The organism is Enterobacter cloacae complex sp. P13B (genome assembly GCF_014895915.1).
Taxonomy (GTDB): domain Bacteria; phylum Pseudomonadota; class Gammaproteobacteria; order Enterobacterales; family Enterobacteriaceae; genus Enterobacter; species Enterobacter bugandensis.
Genome location: NZ_JADBQN010000024.1, coordinates 165658 through 179310, shown reverse-complemented (window position 1 = coordinate 179310; position 13653 = coordinate 165658). Strand labels below are relative to the sequence as shown.

Sequence of the window (13653 nt, the reverse complement as noted above, 5' to 3'; positions counted from 1 at the left end):
GAACAAGTGTTCACTATGTCTCCGGACCGTACAGGGGTGAGGGGGGAATACCTCAGAACTCAACCACCACCTTCCCGCGCATATGCCCCTCCAGCACCTTACGGTGCGCTTCGGTAATGCTTTCCACGCTCAGCCCGTGCAGGGTTTCGCTGAGCGAGCTTTCCACCACGCCGTTATCCACCAGCTTCGCCACCTCATTTAAGATCTCACCCTGACGCGCCATATCAGCCGTCTTGTACATGCTGCGGGTGTACATAAACTCCCAGTGCAGGGCGGCGGATTTGGACTTCAGCTTGTCCTGGTTCAGCGGATGTTCATTCTCAACGATGGAACAAATATGCCCCTGCGGCGCAATCAGTTCACTGACCGCATCCCAATGCCCGTCGGTGTCGTTGAGGATGAAAATATAATCCACGAAGGTAAGCCCCTGCTTCGCCAGCTCGCCTTTTAGATCGCGGTAGTTGACCACTACGTCAGCACCGCGATCGCGGCACCATTGGGCGGAATCTTCTCGTGAAGCGGTTGCGATAATCTTCACCTTGCTGTTGTGCTTCGCAAACGGGATCGCCAGCGATCCCACGCCGCCTGCGCCGCCGATGATCAGCAGGGTTTTGTCCGCTTCGGCATCCTGAATGTTCAGCCGTTCAAACAGACCTTCCCACGCGGTGAGCGCAGTTAAGGGTAGCGCAGCGGCTGCCGCCCAGCCGAGGCTGGCAGGCTTGTGGCCGACAATGCGCGCATCTATCAGCTGATGAGTGGTATTGCTGCCCGGGCGGGTGATGTCGCCCGCGTACCACACCTCATCACCTGGTTTGAAACCGGTGACGCCAGCTCCGGCGGCTTTGACGACCCCGCTGGCATCCCACCCCAGAATTCGCGGCTCGTTCAGCCCATTTTTGGCGATGCCTGCGTGCACTTTGGTATCAACCGGGTTAATCGATACGGCTTTCACCTCTACCAGCAGATCGTGTTCGCCAGGCGTCGGCATTGGCGGTGTGATTTCAATGAAGGTGGACGGATTTTCTGGGTTAACGGCAATGGCTTTCACTGACATGGTGTGCTCCTCAATGGAATGCGTTTTGTTGAGGCTAGTCTATTAAGTGGCCAGCCGCATGATAAGATGGACAATCATGAACTCAGCGTTCGTACAGGGTGAACAATCATGTTTAAACAGCTGCAGGATATGGCGCTGTTTGCGCTGGTGGCGGAGATGGGCAGTTTTACCGCGGCGGCGCAGAAAGCCGAACTGCCGAAATCCAGCGTCAGCCAGCGGATCAGCCAGCTGGAGCAGCAGGTGGGGATCCGTCTGCTTAATCGCACCACGCGCAGGATCAGCCTGACCTTTGCGGGCGAGCACTATCTGGTGCACTGTCGCGAGATGCTGGCGGCCAGCGAGCGGGCGGAGTATGCCATTCAGCGCCTGCGTGAAAACCCCAGCGGCCGGCTGCGTATTACCTGCCCGGCGGGGATTGGCGCGACCCTGCTGGCGCATATGAATGCCGAGTTTCAGCTTCGCTATCCTGACGTGTCGCTCGATGTATCGATCTCTGACGACGTGGTGGACCTGGTCGAGTCCGGTTTTGACGTGGCGCTGCGCACCGGCAAGCCGCAGGACTCCTCTCTGATAGGCAGAATGATCGGGCACTGCCCGCGCTACATGCTGGCCTCGGCGGATTATCTGGCACGCCGGGAGCCGTTAATCCATCCCCGACAGCTGGTGGAGCACCGCTGTATTACGCACCGGGCATGGTCGGAGTGGCTGCTGCGAAGCGAGGGTGAGGATTACCGCTACCTGCCGGACAATGGCCACATGACCGATAATCTGGTGTACGCCCGCGAATGCGCGATTGCCGGGGCGGGGATCACGCTGCTACCCGCATTTCTGCTGGAAGATAAGATCGAAAAGGGGGCGTTGGTTCAGGTGCTGCCGGAATGGCGCGTTGAAGGTAACGATCTCTGGCTGGCCTATCCGAGCCGGAAGCTGAATTCGCCCGCGCTGATGAGCTATATCGAGTTTGCGATGCAGTTTGATGAGGTGAAGCGGTATTACGTGGGTGGGTGATGTTGTGCGGCCTGATGCCCTCACCCTGAATAAAAAACGGCAACCGAGGTTGCCGTTTTGCTTTTATTTCGCAATACGCTTGTACTTAATACGCTTCGGCTCCAGCGCGTCTGCGCCCAGCGTGCGTTTTTTATACTCTTCGTATTCGGTGAAGTTACCTTCGAAGAACTCCACTTTACCTTCGTCCTGGTAGTCCAGGATGTGGGTCGCGATACGGTCCAGGAACCAGCGGTCGTGCGAGATAACCATGGCGCAGCCCGGGAATTCCAGCAGGGCGTTTTCCAGTGCGCGCAGGGTTTCGATATCCAGGTCGTTGGTCGGTTCATCGAGCAACAGAACGTTACCGCCCACCTGCAGCAGCTTCGCCAGGTGCAGACGACCACGCTCACCGCCGGACAGCTCGCCCACGCGTTTGCCCTGGTCGGTGCCCTTAAAGTTAAAGCGGCCAACGTAGGCGCGGCTTGGCATCTCGGTGTTGCCGATACGCATGATATCCAGACCGCCGGAGACTTCTTCCCACACGGTTTTGCTGTTATCCATCGCGTCACGGAACTGGTCTACGGAGGCCAGCTTCACGGTTTCACCCAGGGTGATTGAGCCGCTGTCTGGCTGTTCCTGACCGGACATCATGCGGAACAGGGTCGATTTACCCGCGCCGTTCGGACCGATGATGCCAACGATAGCGCCTTTCGGTACGGAGAAGGTCAGATCGTCGATCAGCACGCGGTCACCGTAGGACTTACGCAGGTTGGTCACTTCAACCACTTTATCCCCCAGACGTGCTCCAGGTGGAATAAACAGTTCGTTGGTTTCGTTACGTTTCTGGTATTCGGTGTTGTTCAGCTCTTCGAAGCGTGCCAGACGGGCTTTGCCCTTAGACTGACGGCCTTTCGCGCCCTGACGCACCCACTCCAGCTCTTTCTCGATAGACTTGCGACGGGCCGCTTCCTGAGACGCTTCCTGCGCCAGACGCTGATCTTTCTGCTCCAGCCAGGAAGAGTAGTTGCCTTCCCACGGAATACCTTCACCGCGGTCCAGCTCCAGGATCCAGCCGGCGACGTTGTCGAGGAAGTAACGGTCGTGGGTAATTGCTACAACGGTGCCTTCAAAGTCGTGCAGGAAGCGCTCCAGCCACGCCACGGATTCCGCATCCAGGTGGTTGGTCGGTTCGTCGAGCAGCAGCATGTCTGGTTTTTCCAGCAGCAGGCGGCACAGCGCCACGCGGCGGCGTTCACCACCGGAGAGATTCGCGATTTTCGCATCCCAGTCCGGCAGACGCAGGGCATCCGCCGCGCGCTCCAGCTGCACGTTCAGGTTGTGACCGTCGTGCGCCTGGATGATCTCTTCATATTTGCCCTGCTGAGCGGCCAGTTTGTCGAAGTCCGCATCCGGCTCGGCGTATTTGGCATACACTTCATCCAGACCTTTCAGCGCGTTAACCACTTCGGATACCGCTTCTTCAACGGATTCACGTACGGTGTGTTCCGGGTTCAGCTGAGGTTCCTGCGGCAGGTAGCCGATCTTGATGCCTGGCTGCGGACGGGCTTCACCTTCGATGTCTGTATCGATGCCGGCCATGATGCGCAGCAGGGTGGACTTACCGGCACCGTTGAGACCCAGCACACCAATTTTTGCGCCCGGGAAGAAGCTCAGCGAGATATTTTTAAGAATATGACGTTTCGGCGGGACAACTTTGCCGACACGATGCATGGTATAAACGAATTGAGCCACGTGGACTTCGCCTCTTTTATCGTAAATGAGAAGGAATTTCAGCCTCGAAGTGTAGCCTTTTTCACGCCCTAATCCCAGCCAGGAACGTCGGGAGTGTTAAAACGCGCAAGAAAGGTAAAAAAGTGTCCATGACGTGGCGCGTTGCTGGATGCCTGGTTAGCATAAGTTGTTGTGACTTTGACGTGGCAAGACGCTGCAATTGACGAAAAAACAATGAGGAAGAGCTTGTGGAAAAAGCCAAACGGGTGGTCTGGCGTCTGCTGGCTGCCAGCGTATGCGTAATGGCGGTAAGCCAGGCGGTGCATGCCGATTCACTGGATGAACAACGTAACCGCTACGCCCAGATTAAACAGGCGTGGGACAACAAACAGATGGATACCGTGCAGGCGCTGATGCCGACGCTCAAGGATTATCCGCTGTATCCGTATCTGGAGTATCGCCAGATTACCGACGATCTGATGAACCAGCCGACCGTCACCGTGAATAATTTCATTCAGGCGAACCCGACCCTGCCGCCTGCCCGAAATCTCCAGTCTCGTTTTGTGAATGAGCTGGCGCGGCGTGAAGACTGGCGCGGCCTGCTGGCGTTTAGCCCTGACAAGCCGAATACCACCGAAGCGCAGTGTAATTACTACTATGCGAAATGGGCGACCGGGCAGCAGGAAGAGGCCTGGGCCGGGGCGAAAGATCTGTGGCTGACCGGCAAAAGCCAGCCGAACGCCTGTGATTCCCTGTTCGGCGCATGGCGCGCTTCCGGCAAGCAGGATCCGCTGGCCTACCTTGAGCGCATCCGCCTGGCGATGAAAGCCGGCAACACGCGTCTGGTGACCGCGCTGGCAGGGCAGATGCCGTCCGATTACCAGACGATCTCCTCGGCGGTTATCGCGCTGGCAAACGATCCGAACAGCGTCCTGACCTTTGCCCGCAGCACGGGCTCGACCGATTTTACCCGCCAGATGGCGGCGGTAGCTTTTGCCAGCGTGGCGCGTGACGATGTCGAAAACGCGCGGCTGATGATCCCGCAGCTGGTGCAGGCGCAGCAGCTGAATGAAGATCAAACCCAGGAGCTGCGCGACATCGTGGCCTGGCGACTGATGGGCACGGACGTGACCGACGAACAGGCGCGCTGGCGTGACGATGCGATCATGCGCTCAAACTCGACCTCGCTTGTCGAGCGCCGCGTGCGCATGGCGCTGGGCACCGGCGACCGCCGTGGCCTCAACACCTGGCTCGCGCGTTTGCCGATGGAAGCCAAAGAGAAGGACGAATGGCGCTACTGGCAGGCCGATCTGCTGATGGAGCGCGGTCGTGAAGACGAAGCCAAAGAGATTCTTCACTCGCTGATGCAGCAGCGTGGGTTCTACCCGATGGCGGCGGCGCAACGGCTGGGCGAGGAGTACACGCTTAAGATCGACAAAGCGCCCGCTAACGCGAACCCCGCTCTGACGCAGGGGCCAGAGATGGCGCGCGTGCGCGAGCTGATGTACTGGAACATGGATAACACCGCGCGCAGCGAGTGGGCCAACCTGGTGACCAGCCGCACCACGGATGAAAAAGCGCAGCTTGCCCGCTATGCGTTTGATAATCGCTGGTGGGATCTGAGCGTGCAGGCGACGATTTCAGGCAAGCTGTGGGACCATCTCGAAGAGCGTTTCCCGCTGGCGTATAAAGATCTGTTTGACCGCTACACCAGCGGCAAAGATATCCCGCAAAGCTACGCCATGGCGATTGCCCGTCAGGAGAGCGCATGGAACCCGAAAGTTCGTTCACCGGTGGGTGCCAGCGGGCTGATGCAAATTATGCCGGGGACGGCGACGCATACGGTGAAGATGTTCAACATTCCAGGTTACAGCAGCCCGTCACAGCTTCTCGATCCGGATACCAACATCAACATCGGCACCAGCTATTTGCAGTATGTCTATCAGCAGTTTGGCAATAACCGCATCTTCGCGTCGGCGGCGTATAACGCCGGTCCGGGCCGCGTGCGCACCTGGCTTGGCAACAGTGCAGGACGCATTGACGCAGTGGCGTTCGTGGAGAGCATTCCGTTCTCGGAAACGCGCGGCTACGTGAAGAACGTGCTGGCTTATGACGCCTACTATCGCTACTTCATGGGGCAGAAAGATACCCTGATGAGCGATGCCGAGTGGCAGAGACGTTACTGATCGGCATGGGTTGTGTTATGCTGTACTCGCTAAAGAGTACAAGAGGCAGCATAACATGACCCAGCATTCCCCGTATTCCTCGGCAATGGCCGAACAGCGTCACCAGGAGTGGCTTCGTTTTGTGGAGCTGCTTCGCCAGTCTTACGAGCAGGATTTGCACCTACCTCTCATGCAGCTGATGCTTACGCCGGACGAGCGTGAGGCGCTGGGCACGCGCGTGCGGATTATTGAAGAGCTATTGCGCGGTGAGATGAGCCAGCGCGAGCTGAAAAACGAGCTGGGCGCGGGCATCGCGACGATCACCCGTGGATCGAACAGCCTGAAGTCTGCGCCGGTTGAGCTGCGCCAGTGGCTCGAGTCAGTCTTATTGAGCGATCAACGATAAATGGCGTTATGAAACGGGCTCAGCGCCAGGATCACCGCCTGATGGTAAACCCCTGAACGCGTGAGCTTACCCGCCGTAAAGACGCCAATCGCCCCTTCTTTACGCCCAATCTCATCAATGCCGGTGTACTGTGACATCACCGGCCCGAGCGCTTCACCTGCACGGACTTTTTCCAGAATGATCTCCGGCAGCGGCAGGGTGGCTGAGCGCGCTTCGCCGCGCTGCTCACGGCTTTCAATCACCACCCAGCTAAAGGTTGCGCCTTCGTCGATACCTGCTTCAATGGCGACCCAGAAGTCAGCCTTCGGGGCCGCGGCTTTTGCATTTGCCACGCGATTTCGTGCGCCAGCGCGCGTTTCCTCGCTGCCAAACGGCTGTTCAGGTACGCCACTCTCGACGCCTATGGCCTCAATATGGCAGGATCCTTCGCCGAAAATCTCTTCAAAAGCCTTTAGAATTGCCTGAATTTTGGCAGGATTGGTGGTAGCAGAGACAACATGGTGCATAATTAAGCTCGATTCAAAAAAAACTCATCGCAGTATAACGGAAAAAAAGCATGTTACAGGTATACCTTGTTCGCCACGGTGAAACGCAGTGGAACGCCGAGCGACGTATTCAAGGCCAGTCAGACAGTCCTCTCACCGAGAAGGGTGTGCAGCAAGCGTGGCAGGTGGCGGAACGCGCCAGAACGCTGGGCATTACCCACGTTATTACCAGCGATTTAGGTCGCACACAGCAGACGGCGCGCATCATTGCCGACGCCTGCGGCTGCGATGTGATGCTTGAGCCGCGCCTGCGTGAGCTGGATATGGGCGTGCTGGAAAAGCGCCATATTGATACGCTGACGGAAACGGAAGAGGGCTGGCGCCGCACGCTGGTGAACGGTACCGAAGATGGTCGTATTCCTGAAGGGGAATCCATGCAGGAGCTGAGCGTGCGTATGCATGCCGCGCTGGCGGAATGCCTCAAGCTTCCGGCAGGCAGCCGTCCGCTGCTGGTGAGTCATGGTATCGCGCTCGGCTGCCTGGTGAGCACCATTCTGGGGTTACCGGCTTACGCTGAGCGTCGGTTACGCCTGCGTAACTGCTCCATTTCCCGGATTGATTATCAGGAAAGCGCGTGGCTGGCGTCGGGCTGGGTCGTGGAGATGGCAGGGGACATTTCGCATCTCGATGCCCCTGCGCTTGATGAACTGCAGCGTTAACGACGGACAGGAATCAAGAATTCCATACGCAGATTGATTGGGCCTTCTTCCGGTTTGGCATCCTGCGCCGGGTAGTAGCGCTCGATATCCTGACCTTTACGGCGATTCAGATTCAGCATTGGCATGCAGGTCCCGTAAACGGTCAGGATAAACTCCTGGACGCCCGTACCCAGTCCTTCATACGAGAACATCACGTACTCGCCGCCTTCCAGCACGACCGGCTTCGAACCCTGAATGTAGCCATTCGCCAGCTCCGGCGTCAGCGCGGTGGTGTAAAACACCTCCTGCTCGTCGTCTTTTTCCTGGCTTGGGTGCGTTTCGTTGAGGCCATACAGGATCGGCGGAATGGCCGGCGCATGGCTCAGGAAATCGCGCCAGAACTGGACGCGCATCTGATGGCGGAACTCAGAAATCTGCTCCAGAGAGCACGAGTAGCTCTGGGTTGTACCGATCAGATGGGTTTCCGGCAGAGTGACCATTTCGTATTTCGGCATCGCGAACTCGCCCAGACGCAGCGGCGGACGCATGCCAAACGAGCTCCAGTCAGGCGAGCGGCGATAGAGCGCTGGCGTCAACGAGAACTGTTTTTTAAAGGCGCGGGTGAAGGTTTGCTGCGAATCAAAACGGTACTGCAGGGCAATATCCAGAATTGGCCGCGCGGTCAGGCGCAAAGCCACCGCAGATTTCGATAAACGACGTGCGCGAATATAGGCACCGATAGCATGACCGGTGACATCCTTGAACATCCTTTGCAGATGCCACTTGGAATAGCCCGCTTTAGCCGCCACATTATCCAGTGACAAAGGCTGGTCGAGATGACCTTCCAGCCAGGTGAGCAGGTCGCGAATAATTCCAGCCTGATCCATATACTATCCTCATCCTTAAAACAGCAGGTGCCTGATAACAGGTTAGCGGATAATAGCATTTTTTGATGTTTTAGCATTCAGTGTTTTTTTTGCGCATTAATGCCTTTTCTCTCTCATTTTGGGTGAATATATTCTAATCCTGTGATCTTGCTACATTTTTGACTAACGTGTTGAATAATCGCTCAAAGCAATTTTAAAGAATGGTAACAATATGAAATACAAGACTTTGCTTCTTACTGCCCTGTTGCTGGTAGCGGGCCGTGCGGCGCAGGCGGAACAGATTGGTTCTGTCGATACCGTGTTCAAAATGTTCGGTCCGGACCACAAAATTGTGGTGGAGGCGTTTGACGATCCGGACGTGAAAAACGTCACCTGCTACGTCAGCCGCGCGAAGACGGGCGGTATTAAAGGCGGCCTGGGGCTGGCGGAAGACACTTCCGATGCGGCGATCTCCTGTCAGCAGGTGGGACCGGTTGAGCTGAGCGATAAAATCAAAAACGGCAAAGCGCAGGGCGATGTGGTGTTCCAGAAACGGACCTCGCTGGTGTTTAAAAAGCTGCAGGTGGTGCGTTTCTATGATGCAAAACGCAACACCCTGGCCTACCTTGCGTATTCCGATAAAGTGGTGGAAGGGTCACCGAAAAACGCCATTAGTGCGGTGCCGATTATGCCGTGGCATTAATTCAGGGATGAACCATGCAACAACCTGTAGTCTGGCTGGTTGAAGACGAAACCAGTATCGCCGATACGCTTATCTACATGCTTCAGCAGGAAGGATTTGCAGTAAAAGCGTTTGAGCGCGGTTTACCGGTGCTGGAGGCGGCGCGCCAGCAGGCTCCGGCGCTCGCCATTCTTGACGTCGGGCTGCCGGACATCAGCGGCTTTGAGCTCTGCCGCCAGCTTCTGGCGCAGCATCCGTCACTGCCCGTGCTGTTTCTGACGGCACGCAGTGACGAAGTGGATAAACTCCTCGGCCTGGAAATGGGCGCAGACGACTACGTCGCCAAGCCTTTCTCCCCGCGTGAGGTGTGCGCCCGGGTAAGGACCATTTTACGGCGGATGCAAAAATCCGCCGCCCCAGCGGAGACGGTGCGTATCGGACAGTTTGAGCTGAACGAAGCTGCCGCGCGAATTAGCTGGTGCGGTGAAGCATTACCGCTCACGCGCTATGAGTTTTTGCTGCTTAAAACGTTACTACAGGCTCCGGGACGGGTTTTCTCTCGTCAACAGTTAATGGACAAGGTGTGGGGCGAAGACGGCGACAGTTACGATCGTACCGTGGACACTCACATCAAGACCCTGCGCGCCAAGCTGCGGGCAGTGAATGAGGAACTGTCACCCATCAGCACCCATCGCGGTATGGGCTATAGCCTGGGGCTTTTTTAATGCGCATCGGAATGCGTTTGCTGCTGGGGTACTTCCTGATCGTCGCCATCGCCGCATGGTTTGTGCTGTCGATCTTTGTTCAGGAAGTGAAGCCCGGCGTGCGCAGGGCAACCGAGGGCACGTTGATCGATACCGCGACCTTGCTCGCCGAAGTTGGGCGTGAGGATCTTCTTTCGGGCAATGCGCAGCAGGGCAGACTGGCGCAGGCCTTTTTACAGCTCCATCAGCGGCCTTTCCGCGCCAATATCGGCGGCATTCATAAGGTGCGCAACGAGTATCACGTCTACATGACCGATGCGCAGGGCCGCGTCGTGTTTGATTCTGCCGGCCTGGCCGTGGGGCAAGATTACTCTCGCTGGAACGATGTCTGGCTGACGCTTCGCGGCCAATACGGCGCGCGCAGTACCCAGAGCCATCCCGACGATCCGGAGAGCACGGTGATGTATGTTGCCGCACCGGTTGTGGAGCAGGGCAAGATAATCGGCGTGCTGTCGGTGGGGAAACCGAACAGCGCGATGGCACCGGTGATTCACCGCAGCGAGCGACGGATATTGTGGGCTGGCGGGGCGCTGCTTGGCATTGCTTTACTGATCGGTTTTCTCGTCGCCTGGTGGATCAATCGTTCCATCAGTACGTTATCGCGCTATGCCGACTCGGTGACCACTGATACGCCTCTCCCGCTGCCTAATCCAGGCAGTAGCGAACTGCACAAGCTGGCTCAGGCGCTGGAAAATATGCGTATTCGCCTTGAGGGGAAAAACTACATTGAACATTATGTCCATGCGCTGACCCACGAGCTGAAAAGCCCAATAGCCGCCATACGCGGCGCGGCAGAAATTCTCACCGAGCAGCCGCCGCCGCAGGTGGCCGCGCGGTTTATCGATAATATTCTGGTGCAAAACGCGCGTATGCAGTCGCTGGTTGAAAAACTGCTGACTCAGGCGCGGCTTGAAAATCGGGTCGAGATTACGCCCCAGGCCGTCCGCGTCGACCTGCTGTTTACACGGCTTGCCGACGCGCGTTCGGCGCTATTGGCGGCAAAAAAGATTGCGCTGACCCTCCAGCCCGCTTCGCTTCTTGTTGAAGGCGATCCCGACCTGCTCGAACAGGCGCTCGGTAATTTACTGGATAATGCTATCGATTTTACCCCACAGGGCGGTGCCATTGAACTGGCGGCCCAGGAAGAGCAGGGGCAGATACGGCTGATCGTCACCGACAGCGGAAGCGGGATCCCGGATTATGCGCTGGAGCGTATTTTTGAGCGCTTTTATTCCCTGCCGCGCGAGAACGGGTTGAAAAGTAGCGGACTCGGGCTGGCGTTTGTTCAGGAGGTGGCGCGTCTGCACCACGGAGAGATTACATTGCGTAATCGTGATGAAGGTGGCGTGATAGCCACGCTGACACTTCACCGTCCCTTCACATAACTTCAAACTGGCCCCACACAGCCTGGTTACGCTCTCCACATCACAAAGGAGACGTAATGATGAAATCCCCCCTGTTCTGGAAAGTAAGCACCCTGCTGGGGTGCATCCTGCTGTTGTTAGTCCCACTGTTTATGGTGAGTAACCTCATTTCAGAGCGTGAAAGCTACCGCAACGATGTCGAAAATACGCTTCGCCAGAGCACCAGCGGGCCGCAAAAATTGGTCGGCCCGCTGATTGCGATCCCGGTAACCGAGGTTTTTTACAAGTTAGAGGATGAGAAAAAGGTCGAGTACAAGAAAAGCTATATGCATTTTATCCTGCCGGAGTCTCTGCGCGTTGAGGGTAACCAGCGCGTTGAGTCGCGAAATATCGGCATCTATGACGGACAGATCTGGAATACCGACCTCAACATAAAAGCCCGATTCAACACGGAAAAAATGACGCAGCTGAAAGGGGAGTCGATGACCCTGGGGCAGCCGTTTATCGTTGTTGGCGTGGGCGATGCTCGAGGCATTGGCACGGTGAAAGTCTCCAGTATCAACGGCGAGACGCTAAGTGTGGAGCCGGGTACAGGCGTGTATGGCGCGCTTCCCGGTATCCATATCCCGCTGACTGACAAAGCGCTGGAATTAAAAACGTTTGCTATGGATATTTCGCTGAATCTGACGGGAACAGGAAGTTTTGCCGTGGTACCTGTAGGACGTAGCAGTGAAATGGCGCTGAACAGCAACTGGCCGCATCCTGGCTTTATGGGTAATTATCTGCCGGTGAAGCATAAAATTGGTGACGCCGGTTTTCAGGCGAACTGGCAGAGCAGCTGGTTTGCGAACAATCTTGAGAGCTGGTTCAACGGAAGCGAGTCGCCGTCATGGGAGTCAATCCCCGCCTTCAGCGTTACGGTAGCCACGCCCGCCGATCAGTATCAACTGACTGATCGGGCGATCAAGTACGCCATTTTGCTGATTGCGCTGACGTTTATGGCCTTCTTTGTTTTCGAGACCTTAACCGGGCTGCGCCTGCATCCGATGCAGTATCTGCTGGTGGGGCTGTCGCTGGTGCTGTTCTATCTGGTGCTGTTGGCGCTATCAGAACATGTCGGGTTTACGCCAGCCTGGATAGTTGCAAGTTTGGTTGGTGCGGCAATGAACGGAATGTACCTGCAGGCCGTGCTGAAAAGCTGGAAGCGCAGCGGACTGTTTGTGCTGGCCTTGCTGGGGCTGGACGTGGTGATGTGGTTCCTGCTGCGCTCGGAGGATAGTGCACTGCTGTTGGGGTCTGCGGTTCTCGCGCTGGCGCTGTTCGCCGTCATGTACCTGACTCGTCATTTCGACTGGTATTCGCTTTCACAGCCGAAGCGACCTGCGCCGCCCGCAGAGCCTGATAACGACACAATGCGGATCTGGAAATAAAAAAAACGGCGCAAATGCGCCGTTTTTCATGCGTTAACTGCGGGATTATTCCTGCAGATCACCGCAGAAACGGTACCCTTCGCCGTGGATGGTGGCGATGATTTCCGGCGTATCAGGCGTCGATTCGAAATGCTTACGAATACGACGGATGGTCACGTCTACGGTACGGTCATGAGGCTTCAGCTCACGACCGGTCATTTTCTTCAGCAGTTCTGCACGGGACTGAATTTTGCCCGGATTTTCGCAGAAGTGCAGCATCGCGCGGAATTCGCTGCGCGGCAGCTTATACTGCTCACCGTTCGGGCTAATCAGCGAACGGCTATTGATATCAAGTTCCCAGCCGTTGAATTTGTAGCTGTCGACGCTACGACGCTCTTCGCTGACCGTGCCCAGGTTCATGGTGCGGGACAGCAGGTTGCGTGCACGAATGGTTAACTCGCGAGGGTTGAACGGTTTGGTGATGTAGTCATCCGCACCGATCTCCAGGCCAAGAATTTTATCAACTTCGTTATCACGGCCCGTCAGGAACATTAACGCGACGTTCGCCTGTTCACGCAGTTCGCGCGCCAGCAGAAGACCGTTTTTGCCCGGCAGGTTGATATCCATGATCACCAGGTTGATATCATTTTCAGAAAGGATCTGATGCATCTCTGCGCCATCGGTCGCTTCAAAGACATCGTAGCCTTCTGCTTCGAAAATGCTCTTTAACGTGTTGCGTGTTACCAACTCGTCTTCAACGATAAGAATGTGCGGGGTCTGCATGTTTGCTACCTAAATTGCCAACTAAATCGAAACAGGAAGTACAAAAGTCCCTGACCTGCCTGATACATGTCGCAAATTAACATGATCGGCTTAACGTGACTAAAGTACGTAATTGCGTTCTTGATGCACTTTCCATCAACGTCAACAACATCATTAGCTTGGTCTTGGGTACTTTCCCTTTGGACCCGACAGTGTCAAAAACGGCTGTCATCCTAACCATTTTAACAGCAACATAACAGGCTAAGTGACACCAGACACC

14 protein-coding genes are annotated in these 13653 nt (G+C 56.4%); 9 read left to right on the top strand and 5 right to left on the bottom strand.

Features of this window, described 5'->3' with window-relative positions; all coding sequences use genetic code 11:
- Positions 1 to 52: 52 nt before the first annotated feature.
- Positions 53 to 1054: a zinc-binding alcohol dehydrogenase family protein gene (locus IM273_RS12375; protein ID WP_049137695.1), complete on the bottom strand. Its 1002-nt coding sequence runs from the start codon at positions 1052 to 1054 to the stop codon at positions 53 to 55.
- A 108-nt stretch (positions 1055 to 1162) separates the two neighbouring features.
- Between IM273_RS12375 and IM273_RS12370 the strand changes: the two genes are divergently transcribed.
- Positions 1163 to 2062: a LysR family transcriptional regulator gene (locus tag IM273_RS12370; RefSeq protein WP_192971588.1), complete on the top strand. Its 900-nt coding sequence runs from the start codon at positions 1163 to 1165 to the stop codon at positions 2060 to 2062.
- Positions 2063 to 2125: 63 nt separating this feature from the next.
- On the opposite strand, the gene ettA is transcribed toward IM273_RS12370, so the two are convergent.
- On the bottom strand, positions 2126 to 3793 hold the full coding sequence (ettA, locus tag IM273_RS12365) for an energy-dependent translational throttle protein EttA (protein ID WP_003856515.1): 1668 nt from the start codon (positions 3791 to 3793) through the stop codon (positions 2126 to 2128).
- A 227-nt stretch (positions 3794 to 4020) separates the two neighbouring features.
- Between ettA and sltY the strand changes: the two genes are divergently transcribed.
- The gene (sltY, locus tag IM273_RS12360) at positions 4021 to 5958 is read left to right on the top strand and encodes a murein transglycosylase (protein ID WP_048960647.1); all 1938 of its coding nucleotides are present in this window, start codon (positions 4021 to 4023) and stop codon (positions 5956 to 5958) included.
- Positions 5959 to 6013: 55 nt separating this feature from the next.
- Positions 6014 to 6343: a trp operon repressor gene (gene trpR, locus IM273_RS12355; RefSeq protein WP_024907404.1), complete on the top strand. Its 330-nt coding sequence runs from the start codon at positions 6014 to 6016 to the stop codon at positions 6341 to 6343.
- On the opposite strand, the gene yjjX is transcribed toward trpR, so the two are convergent.
- Positions 6334 to 6849, bottom strand: coding sequence for an inosine/xanthosine triphosphatase (yjjX, locus tag IM273_RS12350; RefSeq protein ID WP_041911281.1), 516 nt, complete (start codon positions 6847 to 6849; stop codon positions 6334 to 6336). The two genes, trpR and yjjX, sit on opposite strands and share 10 nt — an antisense overlap.
- A gap of 50 nt (positions 6850 to 6899) precedes the next feature.
- Here yjjX and gpmB point away from each other — a divergent pair, with 50 nt between their 5' ends.
- Positions 6900 to 7547 carry a 2,3-diphosphoglycerate-dependent phosphoglycerate mutase GpmB gene (gene gpmB / locus IM273_RS12345; RefSeq protein ID WP_008502057.1) on the top strand — a complete coding sequence of 216 codons (648 nt, stop codon included), beginning with the start codon at positions 6900 to 6902 and terminating at the stop codon, positions 7545 to 7547.
- On the opposite strand, the gene robA is transcribed toward gpmB, so the two are convergent.
- The gene (gene robA, locus IM273_RS12340) at positions 7544 to 8413 is read right to left on the bottom strand and encodes an MDR efflux pump AcrAB transcriptional activator RobA (protein WP_028015450.1); all 870 of its coding nucleotides are present in this window, start codon (positions 8411 to 8413) and stop codon (positions 7544 to 7546) included. The two genes, gpmB and robA, sit on opposite strands and share 4 nt — an antisense overlap.
- A gap of 211 nt (positions 8414 to 8624) precedes the next feature.
- On the opposite strand from robA, the gene creA reads away from it, so the two are divergent.
- From creA to creD, 4 genes are read left to right on the top strand one after another with little or no spacing between them, the layout of a single operon-like run.
- The gene (gene creA / locus IM273_RS12335; RefSeq protein ID WP_014882476.1) at positions 8625 to 9095 is read left to right on the top strand and encodes a protein CreA; all 471 of its coding nucleotides are present in this window, start codon (positions 8625 to 8627) and stop codon (positions 9093 to 9095) included.
- Positions 9096 to 9109: 14 nt separating this feature from the next.
- The gene (gene creB, locus IM273_RS12330; RefSeq protein ID WP_028015451.1) at positions 9110 to 9799 is read left to right on the top strand and encodes a two-component system response regulator CreB; all 690 of its coding nucleotides are present in this window, start codon (positions 9110 to 9112) and stop codon (positions 9797 to 9799) included.
- A complete protein-coding gene (creC, locus tag IM273_RS12325; RefSeq protein ID WP_028015452.1) occupies positions 9799 to 11223 on the top strand; it encodes a two-component system sensor histidine kinase CreC in 1425 nt (474 codons plus the stop codon). Before creB ends, creC begins: the two co-directional genes overlap by 1 nt.
- A gap of 56 nt (positions 11224 to 11279) precedes the next feature.
- On the top strand, positions 11280 to 12632 hold the full coding sequence (creD, locus tag IM273_RS12320) for a cell envelope integrity protein CreD (protein ID WP_028015453.1): 1353 nt from the start codon (positions 11280 to 11282) through the stop codon (positions 12630 to 12632).
- Between the two features lie 45 nt (positions 12633 to 12677).
- On the opposite strand, the gene arcA is transcribed toward creD, so the two are convergent.
- The gene (gene arcA, locus IM273_RS12315) at positions 12678 to 13394 is read right to left on the bottom strand and encodes a two-component system response regulator ArcA (RefSeq protein WP_003856501.1); all 717 of its coding nucleotides are present in this window, start codon (positions 13392 to 13394) and stop codon (positions 12678 to 12680) included.
- Between the two features lie 95 nt (positions 13395 to 13489).
- Between arcA and yjjY the strand changes: the two genes are divergently transcribed.
- On the top strand, positions 13490 to 13630 hold the full coding sequence (gene yjjY / locus IM273_RS12310; RefSeq protein WP_085928893.1) for a protein YjjY: 141 nt from the start codon (positions 13490 to 13492) through the stop codon (positions 13628 to 13630).
- Positions 13631 to 13653: the final 23 nt, after the last annotated feature.

Bases quoted from the DNA above. Each gene is read 5' to 3' on its own strand.
- IM273_RS12375 (WP_049137695.1), bottom strand. From the start codon at position 1,054: ATGTCAGTGAAAGCCATTGCCGTTAACCCAGAAAATCCGTCCACCTTC.
- IM273_RS12370 (WP_192971588.1), top strand. From the start codon at position 1,163: ATGTTTAAACAGCTGCAGGATATGGCGCTGTTTGCGCTGGTGGCGGAG.
- trpR (WP_024907404.1), top strand. From the start codon at position 6,014: ATGACCCAGCATTCCCCGTATTCCTCGGCAATGGCCGAACAGCGTCAC.
- yjjX (WP_041911281.1), bottom strand. From the start codon at position 6,849: ATGCACCATGTTGTCTCTGCTACCACCAATCCTGCCAAAATTCAGGCA.
- gpmB (WP_008502057.1), top strand. From the start codon at position 6,900: ATGTTACAGGTATACCTTGTTCGCCACGGTGAAACGCAGTGGAACGCC.
- robA (WP_028015450.1), bottom strand. From the start codon at position 8,413: ATGGATCAGGCTGGAATTATTCGCGACCTGCTCACCTGGCTGGAAGGT.
- creA (WP_014882476.1), top strand. From the start codon at position 8,625: ATGAAATACAAGACTTTGCTTCTTACTGCCCTGTTGCTGGTAGCGGGC.
- creB (WP_028015451.1), top strand. From the start codon at position 9,110: ATGCAACAACCTGTAGTCTGGCTGGTTGAAGACGAAACCAGTATCGCC.
- creC (WP_028015452.1), top strand. From the start codon at position 9,799: ATGCGCATCGGAATGCGTTTGCTGCTGGGGTACTTCCTGATCGTCGCC.
- creD (WP_028015453.1), top strand. From the start codon at position 11,280: ATGATGAAATCCCCCCTGTTCTGGAAAGTAAGCACCCTGCTGGGGTGC.
- arcA (WP_003856501.1), bottom strand. From the start codon at position 13,394: ATGCAGACCCCGCACATTCTTATCGTTGAAGACGAGTTGGTAACACGC.